Source organism: Pseudomonas sp. MWU15-20650 (genome assembly GCF_023242475.1).
In the GTDB taxonomy this organism is placed as follows: Bacteria; Pseudomonadota; Gammaproteobacteria; order Pseudomonadales; family Pseudomonadaceae; genus Aquipseudomonas.
In genome coordinates, this window is record NZ_JALJFG010000012.1 from 50861 (window position 1) to 69877 (window position 19017).

The 19017-nt window shown below is 60.9% G+C and carries 18 protein-coding genes and 1 pseudogene; 10 read left to right on the forward strand and 9 right to left on the reverse strand.

What is annotated here, in order from left to right; translation table 11 throughout:
* Positions 1 to 7: 7 nt before the first annotated feature.
* Positions 8 to 202 carry a DUF6021 family protein gene (locus tag M5B43_RS12360; RefSeq protein WP_248750374.1) on the reverse strand — a complete coding sequence of 65 codons (195 nt, stop codon included), beginning with the start codon at positions 200 to 202 and terminating at the stop codon, positions 8 to 10.
* A 14-nt stretch (positions 203 to 216) separates the two neighbouring features.
* Positions 217 to 396 carry a hypothetical protein gene (locus M5B43_RS12365; protein ID WP_248750375.1) on the reverse strand — a complete coding sequence of 60 codons (180 nt, stop codon included), beginning with the start codon at positions 394 to 396 and terminating at the stop codon, positions 217 to 219.
* Between the two features lie 126 nt (positions 397 to 522).
* Here M5B43_RS12365 and M5B43_RS12370 point away from each other — a divergent pair, with 126 nt between their 5' ends.
* Complete coding sequence (locus M5B43_RS12370) at positions 523 to 1044, forward strand: DUF3087 domain-containing protein (RefSeq protein WP_248750376.1); 522 nt, start codon at positions 523 to 525, stop codon at positions 1042 to 1044.
* 31 nt (positions 1045 to 1075) lie between these two features.
* Here the strand turns inward: M5B43_RS12370 and M5B43_RS12375 are convergent, their stop codons facing one another.
* A complete protein-coding gene (locus M5B43_RS12375) occupies positions 1076 to 2440 on the reverse strand; it encodes an MFS transporter (protein ID WP_248750377.1) in 1365 nt (454 codons plus the stop codon).
* Positions 2441 to 2643: 203 nt separating this feature from the next.
* On the opposite strand from M5B43_RS12375, the gene M5B43_RS12380 reads away from it, so the two are divergent.
* Entirely contained in the window at positions 2644 to 3366 is a 723-nt protein-coding gene (locus tag M5B43_RS12380) for a carbonic anhydrase (RefSeq protein ID WP_248750378.1), read from the forward strand.
* Positions 3367 to 3593: 227 nt separating this feature from the next.
* Positions 3594 to 4070 carry a hypothetical protein gene (locus M5B43_RS12385; RefSeq protein WP_248750379.1) on the forward strand — a complete coding sequence of 159 codons (477 nt, stop codon included), beginning with the start codon at positions 3594 to 3596 and terminating at the stop codon, positions 4068 to 4070.
* A gap of 107 nt (positions 4071 to 4177) precedes the next feature.
* Here the strand turns inward: M5B43_RS12385 and M5B43_RS12390 are convergent, their stop codons facing one another.
* Positions 4178 to 5053 carry a Dyp-type peroxidase gene (locus M5B43_RS12390; protein ID WP_248750380.1) on the reverse strand — a complete coding sequence of 292 codons (876 nt, stop codon included), beginning with the start codon at positions 5051 to 5053 and terminating at the stop codon, positions 4178 to 4180.
* A gap of 138 nt (positions 5054 to 5191) precedes the next feature.
* Between M5B43_RS12390 and M5B43_RS12395 the strand changes: the two genes are divergently transcribed.
* Both M5B43_RS12395 and M5B43_RS12400 read left to right on the forward strand, forming a co-directional pair.
* A complete protein-coding gene (locus tag M5B43_RS12395) occupies positions 5192 to 6808 on the forward strand; it encodes an NADP-dependent glyceraldehyde-3-phosphate dehydrogenase (RefSeq protein ID WP_248750381.1) in 1617 nt (538 codons plus the stop codon).
* Positions 6809 to 6960: 152 nt separating this feature from the next.
* Positions 6961 to 8022 (forward strand): FUSC family protein, encoded by a 1062-nt coding sequence (locus M5B43_RS12400; protein WP_248750382.1) that lies wholly within the window; start codon positions 6961 to 6963, stop codon positions 8020 to 8022.
* Between the two features lie 416 nt (positions 8023 to 8438).
* Here M5B43_RS12400 and M5B43_RS12405 read toward each other — a convergent pair whose 3' ends face one another.
* The gene (locus M5B43_RS12405; RefSeq protein WP_014718925.1) at positions 8439 to 9170 is read right to left on the reverse strand and encodes a TetR/AcrR family transcriptional regulator; all 732 of its coding nucleotides are present in this window, start codon (positions 9168 to 9170) and stop codon (positions 8439 to 8441) included.
* A 363-nt stretch (positions 9171 to 9533) separates the two neighbouring features.
* Here M5B43_RS12405 and M5B43_RS12410 point away from each other — a divergent pair, with 363 nt between their 5' ends.
* The 4 genes from M5B43_RS12410 to M5B43_RS12425 are packed head-to-tail and all read left to right on the forward strand — an operon-like array spanning position 9534 to position 14154.
* The gene (locus M5B43_RS12410) at positions 9534 to 10241 is read left to right on the forward strand and encodes an ABC transporter ATP-binding protein (RefSeq protein WP_248750383.1); all 708 of its coding nucleotides are present in this window, start codon (positions 9534 to 9536) and stop codon (positions 10239 to 10241) included.
* Positions 10238 to 11437, forward strand: a complete 1200-nt coding sequence (locus M5B43_RS12415; protein ID WP_248750384.1) for an ABC transporter permease — start codon at positions 10238 to 10240, stop codon at positions 11435 to 11437. Before M5B43_RS12410 ends, M5B43_RS12415 begins: the two co-directional genes overlap by 4 nt.
* A complete protein-coding gene (locus M5B43_RS12420; protein ID WP_248750385.1) occupies positions 11430 to 12911 on the forward strand; it encodes a TolC family protein in 1482 nt (493 codons plus the stop codon). Before M5B43_RS12415 ends, M5B43_RS12420 begins: the two co-directional genes overlap by 8 nt.
* A complete protein-coding gene (locus M5B43_RS12425) occupies positions 12901 to 14154 on the forward strand; it encodes an HlyD family efflux transporter periplasmic adaptor subunit (protein ID WP_248750386.1) in 1254 nt (417 codons plus the stop codon). Before M5B43_RS12420 ends, M5B43_RS12425 begins: the two co-directional genes overlap by 11 nt.
* 168 nt (positions 14155 to 14322) lie before the next feature.
* Here M5B43_RS12425 and M5B43_RS12430 read toward each other — a convergent pair whose 3' ends face one another.
* From M5B43_RS12430 to M5B43_RS12445, 4 genes and pseudogenes are all read right to left on the reverse strand, one after another.
* Positions 14323 to 15717 (reverse strand): FAD/NAD(P)-binding protein, encoded by a 1395-nt coding sequence (locus M5B43_RS12430; protein ID WP_248750387.1) that lies wholly within the window; start codon positions 15715 to 15717, stop codon positions 14323 to 14325.
* 12 nt (positions 15718 to 15729) lie between these two features.
* A pseudogene (locus M5B43_RS12435) lies at positions 15730 to 15888 on the reverse strand (ABC transporter ATP-binding protein); the annotation flags it as partial.
* A 501-nt stretch (positions 15889 to 16389) separates the two neighbouring features.
* The gene (locus tag M5B43_RS12440; RefSeq protein WP_248750388.1) at positions 16390 to 16737 is read right to left on the reverse strand and encodes a hypothetical protein; all 348 of its coding nucleotides are present in this window, start codon (positions 16735 to 16737) and stop codon (positions 16390 to 16392) included.
* Between the two features lie 629 nt (positions 16738 to 17366).
* Complete coding sequence (locus M5B43_RS12445; protein ID WP_248750389.1) at positions 17367 to 17930, reverse strand: XRE family transcriptional regulator; 564 nt, start codon at positions 17928 to 17930, stop codon at positions 17367 to 17369.
* 92 nt (positions 17931 to 18022) lie between these two features.
* On the opposite strand from M5B43_RS12445, the gene M5B43_RS12450 reads away from it, so the two are divergent.
* Positions 18023 to 18952 (forward strand): DMT family transporter, encoded by a 930-nt coding sequence (locus tag M5B43_RS12450; RefSeq protein ID WP_248750390.1) that lies wholly within the window; start codon positions 18023 to 18025, stop codon positions 18950 to 18952.
* The last annotated feature ends 65 nt before the right edge of the window (positions 18953 to 19017 follow it).

Sequence of the window (19017 nt, forward strand, 5' to 3'; positions counted from 1 at the left end):
GCTTGGTTCACCTCTTCAAGTCGCCCAACGGATCGTAGGGCGGCTTTTTTTGCGGCTGTTTTTTCTTGTCCAGCGGTGCGATCGCTGGGCCGATGGGGTCGACCTGCGGGTCGCTGACGTCGGGCGAATCCGGGTCGAAGCCCAGTTCATCCTTGCCGCTGGAATGTTCGTTGGAACGCGGGCCTTTGGGGGGATGGCTCACGGCGACCTCCTTATTTAAAGCGGGCGGGCCTTGTCATGAAGGTTTTCAAGCTCTTGCTCGACTTGCGCCACATCATCGTCGTCCTGACGCTGCGCCGGGTCATTGGGGCGCAACGCGTCGTTGTCGCGCTCCTCCTCCCCGGGTGTGCGGTCAGGGTCTGGCGTTCCAGGCGGCGGTTGTGTGTATTCGGACATGATGGTTCACCTCACAGCAGTTGGTGGCCTACAGAGCGTTAGAGAAAGCCTGCGCAACCATCGTTCAACTTGATTGCGCAAAGCGTGCGAAGATGCCCCACCGCTTTCGCCTGAGACCTGCCCTGGATGTTCGAGCTCAAACCCTGCGACCCCGCGACCTACCGCCAACAAACCCGCCGCAGCACGCTGATCGTCGCCGTGTTGTTCATCGCCCTGGCCATGCTGCTGTCGAGCCTGGCGGTGATGCTGTTCGGTGAGCCCGGCGGTGACAATTTTCGCTTCAATGTCGGTGGCGTATTGGCCGGGGTCTTGATCACCGTTGCGCTGGTGCGTGGCCCGTTCTGGACCCAGCCGTGGCTTGCGCCGGCGGTGTATGGCTGGCAGCTCAAGCGCAGCCTGATGAGCGTGACCAACGTGATGCACACGGTCACCGAGCGGGTGCAGGCCAACGACCCGACGGCGATCAAGGTGTTGCGCTTCTATCACCTGGGGCTGACGCAAATGCATGAACTGGACGCCAATTCCAGCGCACAGGCGCAACTGGTAGGCGAGATCGAGACGCACAAGGCGAAAATGCAGGCGCTGGGCATCGACACCGAACAAACCCGGCTTGATCCAGCTTGGCTGGCGGGTTTCAAAAACGCTTGAGCCAACAGCGGTGTTTCACGACGCCTCTTTTTTACGCCTTTTTGCTATAGGGCAACAAACGCAAAGCGCTGGCCACGGCACCCACCAGGGCAAACACACAACCGAGCCACAACGCGTATTGCGGACCATCGCCCAACGACAGGTGGAAACAAAAAGCCACCAACGACGCCCCCAACGTCTGCCCCAGCAACCGCGAAATCGCCACGATGCCGCTGGCCCCGCCGCTGCGCGCAAGCGGGGCGCTGGTCATCAACGCCTTGAGGTTGGGGGATTGGAAGAACCCAAAACCGGCGCCACACAACGCCATGCGCCAGCCGATATCAAAGGCCGATGCACCACTGCCCAGGGTCGCCAGCGCGGCCATGCCCACGCTGAGCAGCAGCAAGCCGATGCCACACAACAGGCCCAGGGACACACGGTCGGCCAGGCGCCCCGCCACCAGCGCCATGACCGCCACCACCGCCGGCCAGGGTGTCATCAGAAAACCGGTTTCCACCTGGCTATGGCCCAGCACCGCCTGTAACAGAAACGGCAACGACACAAACGCCAGGCCCTGGGCGCTGAAAGCACAAATCGCGGTGAGCGAAGACAAGGCAAACACCGGAAGCTTGAACAGATCCACCGCCAACATTGGCGCGGGGTGCCCGGTCTCGCGCCGCAACAACAAAGCACCGCACACCAGCGCTACCACCACCAGCCCCAGGGTCAACATGCCTTGCGCGCCATGCACGGCCGCGCCCAACCCCAGCACCAACGCAGCAAACAGCCCCGCACAAAGCAGCGCCGCCAGGCGGTCGAAGGCGTGGCCGGTGATCGGCAGCCTCGGTAACGAGCGCACACCCAGGCCCAGGGCCAACAAGCCCAGCGGCACGTTGATCAAGTACAGCCAGTGCCAAGTCGCCACCGACAGGATCGCCGACGCAGCAGTGGGCCCGAGGGTGAACGCCAGCCCCACCACCAGGGAGTTATACCCAAGCCCGCGCCCAAGCATTTTGGAGGGATAGATATGCCGCAGCAACGCGGTGTTAACGCTCATCACTGCCGCCGCCCCCAGGCCCTGCGCCACGCGTGCGGCGGTCAGGGTCAGCAGTGAACCGGCCAGCCCGCAAAACAGCGATGAGAGGATGAACAACAGCAAACCGCCGAGGTACACCCGACGGTGCCCCAGCACATCGCTCAGCGAAGCAAACGGCAGCACCGTGGCGATGATGGCCAACTGATAGGCGTTGACCACCCAGATCACCGAGGCCGAATCGGTACCAATGCCTTCGGCCAGCGTGGGCAGTGCGGTGTTGACGATCGCTGTATCCAGCGTCGCCATGCCGATCCCCAACGACAGGGCGATCACGGCCGGCAGGCGTTTATTGAGGGGCAACCCATCGGCAACAGAAGACATGAACAATCCGCGCAGGTGACAAAGGCTTCTAGATTACGGGCAGCCGCGTTTTTTTTCAGCGGCCGATTGCCCGGCTGTCAGAATTTTCATGTTGCCAGCCCCGTGCTCCGTCCAGGAAAACCGGAAACCGCTTACATATTTTCCAGCCCATCATTAGCACCCTTGGCACTTTCCTCTCTCAACCAGCCAGAGAACCTTTGCCAATGTGCGACCGCCCCTCCCACATCAACGAACGTCGAAGTTTCCTGCGCCTGGCCGCCATCAGTGCCGGCGCAACGATGCTGGCCGGCACGCTGCCCTCCCTCGCGCACGCGATGCCGTCGCCCAAACCCGCCAACGACCTCAACCCGCAACAGGCGCTGACGCGGTTGATGGCGGGCAACCAGCGCTATGCCGAAGGTGTGACCAAGCGCCATGACTTTATGAGCGAACGCGAGTTATTGGCCGGTGGGCAGAACCCATTCGTTGCGATACTGAGCTGCGCCGACTCGAGGATCGCCCCGGAGTATGCCTTCGACACCGCCCTCGGTGATCTCTTTGCGGTGCGGGTGGCCGGCAATTTCGTTACCGATGAAGGGCTCGCCAGCCTCGAATACGCCGTGGCCGTACTGGGCACGCCGCTGATTCTGGTCTTGGGGCACGACAGCTGCGGCGCCATCGCGGCGGGGGTCAAGGCCGTCAAGGACAACGCCCGGTTCCCCGGCAAGATCCAGGGCCTGGCCGACACCTTCAAACCTTCGGTGAACAAAGTCTTGAAAGCGCCCGGCGACCTGCTCGAGAACGCCATTGCACAAAATGTCACCGACACCGTGATGCGGCTCAAGGCCGAATCAAGCCTGTTGGCTGATGCCGTCTCGGCAGGAAAACTGCAGATTGTCGGCGGGGTCTACAAACTGCGCAGTGGCAACGTGAAGCTGATCGGCTAAGCATCGGCCCAGCCACACCCGCCTGGCTCACCGCCATCACGCACGCGTGGTCGTGCAGGAAGCCGGGAAAACCTTGGGTGATAGGGCGGTCCATTTCACGACGTGCGCACGCCGTAATCTCGCACACAGCCAAAATACCCTGACCGCACGGAACTGAAATAGACGCGATGGACACGTAAGAAAAAACACGCCTAATCCCCGGTCACTCGACATGAAAGGACCCGCCTATGTTTCCTATTTTTGCTGCCATGGGAGCTGCGCTAGCCGCCGCCGTGCCCGTCGCCAAGGCCGCGGCCCTGGGGGTAGTGAGCGCTGGGGCGATCTACGGTACAACCAAAGCGATAGAAGCCATCGAAGGCAGTAAGTCAGCGCCTGACAAACCCTCGGAAAAGAAACCGGATGCGCCTGAAACGGCAGCGAACAAACCCCAATTGCCGACAGCCTCACAAAAAACCGTGGCACCGCCCACCGCACCGGCTACGTCACTGAAGCCAACCTGGGCGACGTTACAAAACGAAGTGCCTGCCCATTTACGCACGCCGGAAAAACCAGCGGCCAACAAGGCCGCGCCAGTGGAGCCGCCATTGCAGGCAGCCGACCTACCCCAGGAGAAGGCACCGGCAGTCGTCGGCACAGCCGTCCAGCCTGCGCCGGTTCTGCCCCTTCTTCCGCCGGCGTCCCCATCCGCGGTCATACACCTGTAACCCTGATCGACGATACCGCAAGCGGCGCGCAGAACATCAACCGCCATCAATGCCGGTCCGTCGTCACGCCCCTCACCTACCCACCGGTAGAACAAGCCCAGTCCGTTTCAGAAGGGTGAAGCCTTAAAAACCGAGCTCACGTCCAGGCGCCCGTCCTTGACCGGCGGGCACCAGTAGTAACCCCCAGTCAGCGGTGTGCTGATGCGGTACAGGCCATCGACAATTCCGTCTTCCAGCCCGCTCATCCTGCGCAGTTGCGCTTCAAATGCATCGAAGGAATGGCCAAATGCGAGGAACATCAGCCCCGCCTGGCCGTTCTCGGCCCACGGCATCGAGCGGCGTACCACGAAGGCTTCCGGGGTGAAGCTTTCCTGGGCGGTGCGCTTGGTATGGGCAGACTCGGGGGCGTCGTCGAGTTCTTCATTGTCGCCGTGGCGGCGGCCAATGATGTGATCGCGCTCCTGGGCAGGCAACGCGGCGAAACCGTCGAGATCGTGCTGCCATTGCTGGATTGCGGCGAAGCTGGCACCGCTGTCGGTCAAGGCGGCGTCTACCGCGGCATCGTCGTGAGGGTTTTCGGTGCCGTCTTCGTAGTCGGTCAGGTCAAAACCGCTCTTGTAGCGGAAGCCTTCGGTCGATTGCACCAGGCGAAAAGCTGGAGCCAGGGCTTTTTCAACCGCGCGGCTGCGCAGCAGTAACTCACCGCGGTCTATGCCGTGCAACCAGACCCACAGCGCCTGCTGGGTGGACGGGTTGTGCGCGCCTGGGCCGCTGACGGCGGGGAAAGTGCGCAGCCCTTCAACCTCAGCACCCAATGCCTTTACCAGCGGTTCGCCAAAACCGACCACTGCCGCCGAGTCCGTCAACTGCACCAGCGCGTCCAGCGCAGCCGGCACGGCTTGCAGGGAATCAATGGCAAAAAACAAATGGCGTGCCTGCAAAGGCACCGGTGCGGCAAGAATGCCCGGCTGGTACTGACTCATGTGAACTCCTTCCAGAAAGCCACGCAGTTTACCCGGCACACGCGACGCTGCGAACAAGAATGCGCGCAAGCCTTGCCTTGGAGCCGCTAGTTGGGTGACTCTCTAGTCATGTTTTGCAACTATTCCAGGGGTAGCGACATGACCACCAGCAACCTGCTCGCCCAGCTGTTTCCCACTTGCGTCGCCCAGATTCCTGAACAATTTCGCCTGGCGGCGCCCATTGAACAGCGTGATTACCTGGTCGATGGCCAGTTGCAGGTGTGGAACGGCCCGCTCGCCCGGGTCCAAAGCCCGGTGCAACTGGGCGATGAGCGCGTGCATATCGGCAGCACGCCGCTGCTGGATGCCGACACCGCCCTTACCGCCCTCGACGCTGCCGTGCGCGCCTATGACCGTGGCCAGGGTGAATGGCCGACGATGCGCGTGGCCGAACGCATCCAGCATGTGGAAGCGTTCTTGCGGCGCATGCGCGAGCAACGTGATGCCGTGGTCAAGCTGCTGATGTGGGAAATCGGTAAGAACCTCAAGGATTCGCAGAAAGAATTCGACCGGACCTGCGACTACATCACCGACACCATCAATGCCCTTAAAGAACTCGACCGCCGCAGCAGCCGCTTCGAGCTGGAGCAGGACACCCTCGGGCAAATCCGCCGCGTCCCCCTGGGCGTGGCACTGTGCATGGGCCCTTACAACTACCCGCTGAACGAGACCTTCACCACACTGATCCCGGCGTTGATCATGGGCAACACCGTGGTGTTCAAGCCGGCCAAGCTCGGCGTGCTGTTGATCCGCCCTTTGCTGGAGGCGTTCCGCGACAGCTTCCCGGCTGGGGTGATCAACGTGATCTACGGCAGCGGCCGCGAAACCGTGAGCGCGCTGATGGCCAGCGGCAAGATCGATATCTTTGCGTTCATCGGCACCAACAAGGCCGCCAGTGACTTGAAAAAACTGCACCCCAAGCCGCACCGTTTGCGCGCGGCGCTGGGGCTGGATGCAAAGAACCCGGGGATCGTGCTGCCCGAAGTGGACCTGGACAATGCGGTGAGCGAAGCCGTCACCGGTTCGCTGTCGTTCAATGGCCAGCGCTGCACCGCGTTGAAAATCCTGTTTGTACATGAGGATGTGGTCGAACGCTTTATCGAGAAATTCAACGCCAAGCTGGCGACGCTCAAGCCCGGTATGCCCTGGGAAGACGGCGTGGCGCTGACGCCGCTGCCGGAAGTGGGCAAGGTGGACTACCTCAACGAATTGGTGGCCGATGCCGCACGGCACGGCGCCAAGGTGGTGAATTCCGATGGCGGCACCCGCCGCGGTTCGTTCTTCTATCCGGCGGTGCTGTACCCGGTGAACCCGCAGATGCGTGTGTATCACGAAGAGCAGTTCGGCCCGGTGGTGCCGATCGTGCCCTACCGCGACCTGGAGACCGTGATCGATTACGTGCTGGACTCGGATTTCGGCCAGCAGTTGAGCCTTTTCGGTACCAACCCCGTCGAGGTCGGGCGCCTGGTGGATACCTTCGCCAACCAGGTCGGCCGTATCAACATCAATGCCCAATGCCAACGCGGGCCGGATACTTTCCCCTTCAACGGGCGCAAGAACTCGGCCGAAGGCACGCTGTCGGTGCATGACGCGTTGCGCGTGTTCTCGATCCGCACCTTGGTGGCGACCAAGTTCCAAGAGAGCAACAAGGCGCTGGTCAGCGATATCTTGCGCAACCGTGATTCGAGTTTCCTGACTACCGACTACATCTTTTAAGAACGCCGCCGAACAAAATGTGGGAGCGGGCTTGCTCGCGAAAGCGGAGTGTCAGTCAACGAACTTTTAACTGATATACCGTTTTCGCGAGCAAGCCCGCTCCCACAATTCAGACCGAGCCAGCCCTACTTACTGAGGCCACTTTAAGACTGATGAACCTGCCCTTCTTTGCCCGGCGCCTGCTGCGCCCCCTGCTCGACCCCTACCGGCGCTATCGCCATGCCAAGCTGATCCACGCCGTGCGCGTGTCCATCGGCTTGCTGGCGACGATCCTGCTGACCACCGGCATCAACCTGCCCCACGGTGAGTGGGCCTCGGTGACCATGCTGATCGTGATCGGCGGGTTGCAGCACCACGGCAATATCGGCAAGAAAGCCGTGGAGCGCGCCTATGGCACCTTGATCGGCGCCAGCGTCGGTTTGCTGCTGGTGGTGCAACAGGCGTACTTCGGCCTGCCGCTGTTGACCTATCTGTTGATGTCGGTGGTGTGCGGGTTCTTTTCCTACCATGCCATCGGCAAGGGCGGTTACATCGCGCTGTTGTCGGCGATCACGGTGTTTATCGTTGCCGGCCACGGGGACAATCCGATCTCTGATGGCCTGTGGCGCACTGTCGACATCCTCATCGGCATCGTGCTGGCCCTGGCGTTTTCCTTTGCCTTGCCGCTGTACGCCGTGTACTCGTGGCGCTACAACCTGGCCAGCGCCCTGCGTGATTGCGCGCAGATCTACAGCCGGATCATCAGTGGCCAGTCGGTGACCGATGATGAACACCTCAAGCTGCTCAACCGCCTGAATGCAGCAATGTTGCAACTGCGCTCGTTGATGCCGTCGGTGTCCAAGGAAGTGCGGATCTCCATGACCGAACTGGACGCGATCCAGCGCCACCTGCGCCTGTGCATCAGCACCCTGGAGATTCTCGGCAATACCCGGCCGGACCCGCACGACGAGCAGGCCACGGCGCGCATGCGGGTGATGTTGAAGGCCGAGCACCGGCAGATTCGGGTGCAACTGGTGGGGATGGCGCGGGCGTTGAAGTCGGGGGTGACGGAGCGGTTGGAGCGTAGCGGCCACGCCACCGGCAGTGAGTCTGCACTGGATGCACCGGTTTACAGTGCGCTGGATGGGTATCGGTTGTTGACGGTGCAGTTGGCAACCAACATCGACGGCATGCGTCAACGTTTGGCGAAGACATCCGGTGCCTGGAGAATTTGAAGGCACAAAAATCAATTGAAAACGGGACAGCCAACGGCTAGAAAATTGACTGCCCCGTTATGGTCAGCATCTGCTCTGATTAAAGACCTACTCCGAGCAGGCCGTATTCTCTCCCGGCACCAAGTCGCCCGTCTTGAACCGAAAGGTGTCGCCCGCTGAAAGAATCGTCCAACGCTCAAAGACGTCTAGCTGTGAGAATTGACGGTGCCAACGAGTGGCGGTGCATCCAGCAAAAATGCCGTTAATACAATGCCCGCACATTCATACGTCTTCTTACATATTTTTCACATTTTATTCACAAGCCGAGACGTAGTGTGAAGCCTCATCCGTTACAAACGTTGCATATCAAACCCGCCGCCCCAGCGGGTTTTTTTTGCCTGGATTTTGCCTAGGAACCACCCGAATGGGGATTGGCTTCAGCGTGTGGCCTGTTCGCGAATGGCGCGCTGGGTATCCAGTACCTTGGCCAGCGCCGTCTCAGCCTCGGCACTCTGCTGCGGCACCCGAATCGCCGCCGACACCAGCGTGATCAGCTTGGCCATCACCTCGGCATCGGTAGCCGGTCGGCCCAGGCTCATGGAGTTCATCAGCAGGCGCAGTTCGGTGCCGGCCATGACCCCGGAAATGGCCTTGAGGGCAAATTGCAGGCGTACCCCCAGCTCATTACGCGGCAAATCCGGCAAGGCCAGGGCGAAGGCTTCGAAGAACCGCTGGAACACCGGCTGGTAATGCACCTTGAGGTATTCCTGGATAAACGGCGAGGTGTCGCTGTAGACCCGGCCCAGGAAACGAATGAACGAGCGCCCTTCCCCGCTGGCCGGGTCGCTGCGCTCCAGACCCATGGCTGGGGCAAACAGCACGCCCAGCAGCGTGTCGCAATCCAGCGGGCCATCGGACTCGGCTTCGCAGCGGGCCAGCAATTCCAGGCGCTGCTCGTTGAGCGGCTCCAGGCGTTGCATCAGCAGGGTTTTCATCAGGGAATCCTTGTCCCCGAAGTGGTAGTTCACGGCGGCCAGGTTGACCTGGGCGCGCTCGGTAATCTGCCGTAGCAATACTGCGTCATAGCCATACTTGATGAAGAGCGCCTCTGTCGCATCCAGCAGTCGAGTCTTGGTAACGTTTGGAGCGCTAAGTTTCTTCGCGACCATAAGGGGTAGGGTTCCACGGGGGGAAATATTGTTTTAAAAAATAATTTGATTTTTTATACCGGGGCGGCCCTTTGAAAGCAAGTACTGACATTCCACCCTCTTACTAATAGCCTGTATAAACAGGCTGTCGAGGCAAATCGAAGGTCTTTTTGCACGTTCGAGCCGGCGCCTCGGCAAATCATTTCAAAGGGTAAAACCGCTCTACATCCATGGCTGGCGAAGCGGATTGAACGCGGTTACTATTCAAACAATATTTTAAAAACAAGAAATAAAACCAGTCCGTGACGCGTACAGGCAGCTCCCGAACTTGTTACAAAGATTTTCCGGGGGCATGACGGCACCGTCGAGACTGCAGGCGTAGTCATGATGACAGAGACCCCCACGCACCCAGGCTTGATTTCCCTGCAAGGCATCGGCAAGCGCTATCAGCTCGCCGGGCAAGAACTGACCATTCTCAATGACGTGTGCCTGTCCATTGCCAGCGGTGACAGCTGCGGCATCCTCGGCGCCTCCGGTTCAGGCAAGAGCACCCTGCTCAATATCCTCGGCCTGTTGGATCTGCCCAACTGCGGTCAGTACCGCTTCGCCGGCCACGATATTTTCACTGCCACCCCCGATGAGCTGGCGGCGATCCGCAACCAGCAGATCGGCTTCGTGTTCCAGAGTTTTAACCTGCTGCCACGCCTCAGTGCCCTGGACAACGTCGCACTGCCCTTGAGTTATCGCGGTGTGTCACGGCATGAATCGGTGGAGCACGCCCAACGCATGCTCGAGCAAGTCGGCTTGGCTGACCGTGCCCATCACCGCCCCGCCGACCTCTCCGGTGGCCAGCGCCAGCGCGTCGCCATTGCCCGCGCCCTGGTGGGCGAGCCTTCGGTGATCCTCGCCGACGAACCCACCGGTAACCTGGACAGCACCACCGCCCAGGAAATCATGGACCTGCTGCTGACCCTTAACCGTGAGCAACAGGTCACGCTGATCATCGTCACCCACGACGCCCATATTGCCGAACGCCTGGAGCGCAAGATCCTCGTGCGCAATGGCGTGGTGCACGAGGCCGGGCGCCTATGAGCCTGCGGGTCGAACAGAGCCTCAGCCAGCTGCTGCATGAAGCGTTTATCAGCCTGCGCACGCTGGGCAAACGTTCAATCCTGGCGCTGCTGGGCATTGTGATCGGCAGTTCGTCGGTGGTGGCGCTGATCAATATCGGCCACAACGCCGCGGTGGATGCCGCGATGATTTTCAAAGACATGGGCACCGACACCCTGGTCGCCCAGTTCCCGCCCAAGGGCAACAGCCGCGTACCGATGCGCACCCAACTCGACCTCGACGCCGTGCGCCAGGCCGTGCCGGGCATTGCCCATATCGGCGCGCTCAGCCTCTTCAGCGGCCCCATCGTCTTCCATGGCCGTTCCACCAACGCCAACCTTGTCGGCAGCACCCCGGACATCCAGGCCGCCATGCGTCTGGCGGTGCGCGAGGGGCGCTTCCTGTCGCCTTTCGACGCCAATGAAACCTACGGTGTGATCGGTGACCAACTCGCCCAGGCCCTCGGCGCACCGGGCGACCCGCTGAAGCTGGGCGACCGCGTGCGTATCAACGACTACCTGTTCCTGTTGGTGGGCATCCTGCAGAGCCAGCCCCGGGCCATGCTGATGCCGGTGCAGGCCAACGAATCGTTGTTCATTCCGGCCGAAGGCATGCGCCGCGTCTACGCCACCCCACAGATTGGCAATGTGATCATCCGCGCGGCACCGGGGCAAGACATGGAACGCGTTGCCCGTGACGTGACTGCCGCGCTGGAGCCCCAACTGACCGACCACAGTGTCGACATCACGGTGCCCCAGCAAATGATCGATGGCATGACCCGCCAAAGCCGCACCTTTGCCTATTTGTTGCTGGCACTGGGCGCCATTTCCCTGGTGGGCGGTGGTGTCGGGGTGATGAACGTCATGCTGATGAACGTATCGGAACGTCGCCGCGAGATCGGTATTCGCATGGCCCTGGGCGCGCGCCAGCGCGATATTCGCAACCTGTTCCTGCTCGAAGCGGTGACGCTGACCGCCGTGGGCGCACTGTGCGGCGCGGTGCTGGGCATGACCGCCGCGTGGCTGTATGCGTGGCTGTCGGGCTGGGCATTTTCCCTGGCCGTTGCCGCGTTGCCCCTCGGGGTCGGCAGCACGTTGCTGGTGGGCTTGTTCTTTGGCATTTACCCGGCAGTATCGGCCTCGCGGTTGCAACCGGTGGAGGCCCTGCGTGATGAATAAGCGCCTGTTGCTGCTGCTTGCGCTGGTCAGCCTGCCGGGCATGGCCGCCGATGTGGTGATTCGCCCTCAAGCGCCCAGCAGCACCCGCAGCGGCTATGATCGCGGCGTGTCGCTCAATGCCCAGGCCACCACCATGACCCTGGGCGACGCGGTGTACCTGGGCCTGCGCAACAACCCGGCAATCCGCAGCGCCTACCTGCAACGGGTCGCGCAGAAATTCGACCTGCGCGTCGCCGAAGACGTGTTCAACCCCAAGCTCACGCTCAACAGCTACTACCGTACCACTCGGGGCTCCCAGGACAACACCCGTAACGCCAACGTGGCGCCGGCCACCAGTCTGCTCGGCGAATACGGCACCCGCTTGAGCATGGCCTGGACCCAGCAGTTGAACAATGCCGACCGCGCCGGCCGCTACCGCAGCGATGGCCTGGACCTGGCCATCATCCAACCGCTGATGCGTGGCGCCGGCTGGGATGCCACCACCGCGCCGCTGCGCCTGTCGCGCCTGGCTGAGCAGGCCAACCGGCTGAACCTCAAGGCCACCGTGGCGCAGACTATCAGCCAGATCATCGCCACGTACCGCGAGTTGCTGCGCGCCCAGGAACAACTGGTGATCGTCCAGGAAGCCCTCAAACGCTCCAACACTTTGCTGGACGTGAACAAGGCGTTGATCAGCGCCGGGCGCATGGCCGAGTTCGAAATCGTGCAGACCGAAGCCGACATCGCCACCCAGCAACTGGGCGTGGAAGAAGCGCAGAACCAACTGGACACCAGCCGCCTGGCCTTGTTGCGGCTACTGGCCCTGGACTTGTCGACCCCGATTCGCGCCACCGAAGCCCTGGAAGCCAAGCCCATGGAGATCGACAAGCGCCAAGCCTTTAACCTGGCACAGAACCAGCAACCGGAATACCTCGCCGCCCTGCTCGGCAGCCAGCAGGCCGACCTCAACCTGGTGATCGCCAAGGACTCTGGGCGCTGGCAAGTGGACCTGGTGGCCGGCGCAAACCAAGTGCGCGCCGCCACCAACAACGATGACGGCTACAACAATAACCGCACCTGGAACAGCTATGCCGGCGTGCAGGTGCAGATCCCCATCGGCGATATCAGCACACGCCAGGCCGAAGTGCGCGCGCGGGTGAATGTCGAGGACCAGGAGATCCGCATTACCGATGCCCGCCAGGAGCTGGAGCGCAACGTCAATAATGTGGTGCGCGACCTCGGCACCCGCTGGCGCCAGTATGAAATCTCCCAGCGTGCGGTGGAGTTGTCCCGGCGCAAAATCGAGATCGAGCGGGAAAAGCTCAGTGCCGGGCGCTCCACCAACTTCCAGGTATTGAGCTTCGAGACCGACTTGCGCAACGCCGAAAATGCGCAGCTCAACGCGCTGATCGCTTATTTGAACGCCCAGACCCAGCTCGATCTGACCCTGGGCATGACGCTGGAAAGTTGGGAAATCGCCCTCAATGACTACTAATAAAAAACGCCTGCTGGCGGTGAGCGTGATCGTGCTGTTGGCCGGCGCCGGTGTTAGCGTGCTCAGCCAGCGCAGTGGGGCCGAGCCGTCGAGTACAGCCGAGCAATGGCTGGCGGTGAAACCCGACCCGCTGGTGCACCAGATCGGCCTGGTGGGCAAGATCGAGCCCGACACCACCATCACCCTCACCGCCCCGTTCGACGGCAACGTGCTGGCCAACCTGGTCGAACAAGGCCAGCGCGTCGAGGCCGGCCAGGTGCTGTTGCGCATGGACCCGTCCACCCTCGAAGTGCAGTTGCGCGACGCCCTCTCCGCCCAGCTCAAGGCCCGGCGTACTGTGCAGGAAATGCAGGACTGGGACAGCAGCCCCGCCGTCAGCCGCGCCCGGCGTAGTTTGCGCACGGCAGAAATGACCGCCGGCAACACCCAACGCAAACTTACCGAGAGCGAAAACCTGTTCAAGCGCGGCATTATCCCGCGCAACGAGCTGGACGATCTCAAGCAACAGACCCAGCAGCAGCAACTGGACCTGATGGCTGCGCGCAGTGAGCTTCAGCAGGCGCAGGATCAAGGCAAGGGTGAATACCGGCAGATCGCCGAGATGGAACTGACCAATACCACGGTGAAATACGAGGCCCTGCACAAGCTGCTCGAAGGCAAGGAGGTCAAGGCACCGTTCTCCGGCATCGTGGTGCCCGCCCCCGGCAGCAACAACGCCGCCCAAAGTGGTGGCAACAGCAATGCCCCGGTACAGGCCGGCAGCAAGGTCAGCCAGGGCCAAGTGTTGTTCGGGCTGGCCAATATCGAACGGCTGAAAATCGTCGCCAAGGTCTCCGAACTGGACATCAACCAATTGCACCAGGGCCAGGCGGTGGAGGTCATGGGCGATGGTTTCGATGGCGAGCGGCTGACGGGCTCGGTCAGCGTGGTCAGTGGCTTGGCCATCGCCAGCGACAGCCAGGGCAGCGCGCAGTTTCCGGTGACCCTGTCGATTCCCAAGCTGACACCTCAGCAGCTGCAGCGAGTGCGGCTGGGCATGAGTGCGCGGCTAACCATCGTGACTTACAACAATGACCAGGCGATTGTGATTCCCAGCCAGGCGATCCGGACGGATATGACAGTGGAGTATCGACCAGCGATGGATAAACCGGTGGAGCGAGTAAAGGTCACCACCGGGCAATCGACGCCGCAGGGCGTTGAGGTATTCGGACTCAAGCCAGGCTTTGTGAAAACCTCAAGATAAGCGCAGATCAACCTGTGGGAGGGGGCTTGCTCCCGATAGCGGTGCATCAGCCACAAATGTATTTACTGACACGCCCTCATCGGGAGCAAGCCCCCTCCCACATTTGATTTTCGTTGCTTTGAGCATTGACGTTCACTTCGCGGATCAGGGCTTGCTCACCTCCCCCACTTAGATCTGTGTGAGCTTGGTTGCCAGTGTCTTGGCCTGAAGCGCCACATCCGTCACCGCCGTACTCTCCCACCACATCCCACGCAATGGCGGGCCCATAGCGAACAGCCGCTGGCTAACCTGTCCTTGAGCATCGAGCACCGCTCCCGAAGCATCCGCCGCAATGCCCAACGCCAACGGCCCGGGCTGGATCAACCCGCGCCTGAGCAACTGTTGTGGCAACGGCCGGGCCACGCGGCGCCAGTCGTATTCAATGCCGCTGGAGTTGATCAGCGCCGCCCCCGACACGTGGGTGGTCCCTTGCTCGCCGCGAGGGCGCAAGGCGATGGCAACGCCCTCATCCGACGGCACCAGCCCTTTGAACGATGCCGCACGAATCCGCAAGCGCCCTTCCCCGTGCAAGCGCTCCACCAACTGCGCACTCAACGGCGGTGAACGGTGGTGATGGCTCTCCCACCAGGGCCGCACATGCCGCACGAACTGGCGCTTCTCGCGTTCGCTGGCCTGGCTCCATAACCGCGCAATATGCGCCCGCACAGTGTCCAGCGGGGCTTGCCAATCGATGCCTTGCTCAAGCGCGCCCTGGCATTGCCGGCGGACCTCGCGCAGCAATTGCCGAGGGCTGCGCACGCTAGGGTCTTGGGCGAGGAAGTCGACCCAGCTTGGCGGTTGCCGACGCACATGGGGCAATAACCCATGGCGCGAAAACACCTCGATGGGCCCGCGATGCCCGGCCTGCTCCAGGGAGACGACGGCGTCGACCATGGTCAACCCGGAACCGATGATCAGCACCGTGGAGAGCGGGTCGAGCTGGGTCATGGCCTGTACATCCCATGGGTCCACCGCTGCCGCGTTCAAACCCGTGGACTGGGTCTGCGGCGTACGCGCCGCCGGGAACATGCCGGTGGCCAATACCGCAATAGCACCACGCAGTTGTTGGCCGTTATCGAGCGTCAGCAACGTTGAAGCACCCTCGACGTGCAGGTCGACCGCTTCGGCACGCACATGCTCGACGCTGGACGCCGACCGCGCTTTGGCTTGCGCTAGCCGCTGCTGGGCATACATACCAAAAATCCCGCGTGGCGGGAACAGTTCGCTGATGGGCACGTGCTGTTGGTCCGATTCTGGCCAGCCACCGGCACCGATGTAGTCGGTGAGCCATTGGGTCAGGTCATCTGCGTTGTCCGGGTCGACACTCATGCGCGCCGCATTACCGTTCAAGGTGTGGCCCAGCTCGACGGCGCTGTACGCCTCGCCGCGTCCCAGCTCAGCGCGCGGTTCGATCACCAGGATTTGCCGCTGCCCAGGCAGGCGCAACAGCTGCACGGCCAGCATCGTGCCGCTCAGGCCGCCGCCGATGATCAGGACATCAGCGTTGCGGATGGATTCGCTCATGCACGTTCGCCCTTACTGTTTACCCAGATAAATGTCATGCAAATCGCCCCGCGCCAACAGCTCGGCGGCGCTGCCCTTCAAGACCGCCCGCCCAGTATCCAGCACGTTACCCTGGGACGCATAGGCGAGCGCGACGTTGATGTTCTACTTGGCGAGCAAAAAGCTGAAGCGATACACGCCTTAAGCACGTTGAGCAGCGAGCCGTTCGGCAGGCCGTGCCCACACCGGTGCAGGTTTATATCTACCTGAGTCATGGAGATCAAAATGTGGGAGGGGGCTTGCTCCCGATGGCGGTGGCTCAGTCACAGAGGCATTGACTGTCACTCCCTCATCGGGGGCAAGCCCCCTCCCACATTGGGTCCTCGCCCGTCCGGCCAGCGTGGTTCAACGGGAAGCCTGAGATCAAAAAGCCGATAGATATCTACCTGAGTCATGGTGATCAAAATGTGGGAGGGGGCTTGCGCCCGATGAGCATAGGTATCTACACAACTAATGATTTAATAGCGCTCTTGGCCCGGGACCAATCAGCAAATTGTCCAAACACTGTTGCACCCTGAACAGTTGGGTCTTTCGTGATGCTTCAAGCCTGTCTCGACTCATCCACCACGGACGCAATACTCAGGGCAGCAGCCCTGAGTATTGAGCGTCAATGATCAACAGATCAGGAACTTATTATTCCTCCAACACGGTATAGGTACTCTCATGAGAATAACCAATAATCTCCGCGTCGTCTTTCACAAAGTAACTGGCCACCACCTCCTCTGTTTTGAATACAACATCAAACTTCAAAGTTCTCTCATAATGGGCTTCCACCTTATCAATCTTAAAAGATGAAAACTCGAGCCCATTGCCCTTCACGCTCCAGTAAACCGTGTGCCCCACCGCAAGCGCTGGAGAGTGTGGAATAACAATACGCCCCTTACCGCCGGTCACCTCATGATACTTCACCACGGTGCCGTGAGACGGTTTAATTTCAGGAGCGAGAAATAACTGTTTTCTTGATAAATGTTTTGAGTCCATCTGCATTCTCTCCATGAGCTGATTAAAACCACCCAACTTCTATCGCCTTGGCATAAGCCGACTTTATTGAGCGGCAGACTTAACCCTACTCCCTCTGCCAAATGAGACAAGCTGTGAAATCTGACAGTTGACAGCCCTACGAAACAGTGATCACCAGATGAGCATATCTCTAACAAACCGCACAATACTATCCACTCGCCGCGATGATACTAAGCACCTCTGAAACAACAGTGGCTCATTCGCCGGCAAGCGCCTCAAGTGCTTCTGGTATAAAAACAAATTCTTTTATACCTGTTATTTTTGATAGTCGGCACAGCCCCTCACGGTTAATAACCTAACGCTCACGCCTCTATCAGGAGATGCGTGATGAATAACACCGCCCGTTACAAGTCAAACGCTATTTCGGGAACATGCACTGTCGAGGGCAAACCTGTCGACGGCTCTCTGGATGAAAAGCTCATTGGGAAATTTCATCTTTACCAGGACGGCCACACTTGGAGATGGCAGTGTACAGCGCCTAAACATTGAAAATGGAAAACTCAACTTCGAACCCTAAAAACCTGTTGTTGTTTTCCAGAGGCGTGTTGCGAACCAGCAACGTGTAGTTCCACTGTCGCGGGGGTGAACAGTTAGATCACCACGTTGCGCACGAAGCGCACCGCCACGTCACCATCATTGCGATAGCCGTGGGCTTGGCGGCTGGCAAACATATAGAACTCACCCGCCGCAACGTGTTTTTCCTGGCCATCCAGGATCAGCGTCAGGCAGCCCTCGAACACAAACAGCTGCACGCTCCAGCCGTCCGGGTCCGGTTCCGGGCTGTAGCGGTCTGCGGGCTCCAGGCGCATCTCCCACAACTCGACTTCACGCCGCGCGGTGGCCTTGGCCAACAACACGGCTTTACTGCCGGGAATGTCACCGGCCCAGGCCAGCTCGTTGATACGGCTGTGATCGCCGGCGTCAGGGGCCTGGATCAGGTCGCTGAAGGCGACGTCCAAGGCTTCGGCCACGCGGTCGAGGGTCGACAGGCTGACGTTCTTCTCCCCCGCCTCGATGGCCACCAGCATGCGCCGGCTGACCCCGGACTTTTCCGAGAGCGCGGTCTGGCTGAGGTCGGCGGCATGGCGCAGGCGCCGAACATTCTGGCTGACGTGCTGGAGGACCGAAGCCCGTTGTGGATTTTCTTTGTGCACTATATTGCTCAATCAGTGGGTGTGCGCAGTATACTGCCCAGCGTGCGGCGCATTGTGCGGTCCGTGCCTTTCCCTTGCAAGACCGAGCCGCCATGACCGCCCCGAATGCCTCCCCACGTATCAAACGTTTCAGCAAAGCCGAATGCATCCTGGTGCTGATCACCATGATTTGGGGCGGTACGTTTTTGTTGGTGCAACACGCCATGACCGTCAGCGGGCCGATGTTTTTCGTGGGCCTGCGGTTTGCGGCGGCGGCAATCGTGGTCGGCTTCTTCTCATTGAAAACCCTGCGTGACCTGACCCTGTTTGAATTGAAAGCCGGCGCCTTCATCGGCACGTCGATCATGTTGGGCTATGGCATGCAGACCATCGGCCTGCAAACCATACCCAGCAGCCAATCGGCGTTCATCACCGCTCTGTATGTGCCGTGCGTGCCGCTGTTGCAGTGGCTGGTGCTGGGACGTCGCCCAGGGCTGATGCCGAGCATTGGCATCATGCTGGCGTTTACCGGGCTGATGCTGCTGACCGGCCCCGCCGGTGCCTCCCTGAACTTCAGCCCCGGCGAGATCGCTACGCTGATCTGTGCGATCGCGGTGGCGGCCGAAATCATCCTCATCGGCACCTACGCAGGCCAAGTCGATGTGCGCCGCGTGACGGTGGTGCAGTTGGCCACGGCGTCGTTACTGTCATTTCTGATGGTGGTGCCGATGGGCGAGGCGCTGCCGGGATTCTCGTGGTTGCTGGTGTTCAGTGCGGTGGGCCTGGGCTTGACCAGCGCGGTGATCCAGGTGGCCATGAACTGGGCACAGCAGAGTGTTTCGCCCACGCGGGCCACCTTGATCTATGCCGGCGAGCCGGTGTGGGCCGGGGTGATCGGGCGGATTGCCGGTGAGCGCTTCCCGCCGATTGCCATGGTCGGGGCGGCGTTGATTGTGGTGGCGGTGATTGTGAGTGAGCTGAAGACGCGCGGGCAGAAGGCCGTAGAAGTGGCCGATGAGAGGGAACAGGAACGCCAGGGTTGAGGTCCGAAGTGCGCCGATAGCTGTCAGATTGCCATCACGGGCAATCCCGGTTCCCAGATTGCCCG

What these genes read in the sequence shown, in the direction of transcription:
- M5B43_RS12440 (WP_248750388.1), bottom strand. Translation starts at nt 16,737, where the DNA reads ATGGACTCAAAACATTTATCAAGAAAACAGTTATTTCTCGCTCCTGAA.
- M5B43_RS12370 (WP_248750376.1), top strand. Translation starts at nt 523, where the DNA reads ATGTTCGAGCTCAAACCCTGCGACCCCGCGACCTACCGCCAACAAACC.
- M5B43_RS12390 (WP_248750380.1), bottom strand. Translation starts at nt 5,053, where the DNA reads ATGAGTCAGTACCAGCCGGGCATTCTTGCCGCACCGGTGCCTTTGCAG.
- M5B43_RS12400 (WP_248750382.1), top strand. Translation starts at nt 6,961, where the DNA reads ATGAACCTGCCCTTCTTTGCCCGGCGCCTGCTGCGCCCCCTGCTCGAC.
- M5B43_RS12375 (WP_248750377.1), bottom strand. Translation starts at nt 2,440, where the DNA reads ATGTCTTCTGTTGCCGATGGGTTGCCCCTCAATAAACGCCTGCCGGCC.
- M5B43_RS12385 (WP_248750379.1), top strand. Translation starts at nt 3,594, where the DNA reads ATGTTTCCTATTTTTGCTGCCATGGGAGCTGCGCTAGCCGCCGCCGTG.
- M5B43_RS12415 (WP_248750384.1), top strand. Translation starts at nt 10,238, where the DNA reads ATGAGCCTGCGGGTCGAACAGAGCCTCAGCCAGCTGCTGCATGAAGCG.
- M5B43_RS12365 (WP_248750375.1), bottom strand. Translation starts at nt 396, where the DNA reads ATGTCCGAATACACACAACCGCCGCCTGGAACGCCAGACCCTGACCGC.
- M5B43_RS12425 (WP_248750386.1), top strand. Translation starts at nt 12,901, where the DNA reads ATGACTACTAATAAAAAACGCCTGCTGGCGGTGAGCGTGATCGTGCTG.
- M5B43_RS12410 (WP_248750383.1), top strand. Translation starts at nt 9,534, where the DNA reads ATGATGACAGAGACCCCCACGCACCCAGGCTTGATTTCCCTGCAAGGC.
- M5B43_RS12395 (WP_248750381.1), top strand. Translation starts at nt 5,192, where the DNA reads ATGACCACCAGCAACCTGCTCGCCCAGCTGTTTCCCACTTGCGTCGCC.
- M5B43_RS12380 (WP_248750378.1), top strand. Translation starts at nt 2,644, where the DNA reads ATGTGCGACCGCCCCTCCCACATCAACGAACGTCGAAGTTTCCTGCGC.
- M5B43_RS12450 (WP_248750390.1), top strand. Translation starts at nt 18,023, where the DNA reads ATGACCGCCCCGAATGCCTCCCCACGTATCAAACGTTTCAGCAAAGCC.
- M5B43_RS12405 (WP_014718925.1), bottom strand. Translation starts at nt 9,170, where the DNA reads ATGGTCGCGAAGAAACTTAGCGCTCCAAACGTTACCAAGACTCGACTG.
- M5B43_RS12430 (WP_248750387.1), bottom strand. Translation starts at nt 15,717, where the DNA reads ATGAGCGAATCCATCCGCAACGCTGATGTCCTGATCATCGGCGGCGGC.
- M5B43_RS12420 (WP_248750385.1), top strand. Translation starts at nt 11,430, where the DNA reads ATGAATAAGCGCCTGTTGCTGCTGCTTGCGCTGGTCAGCCTGCCGGGC.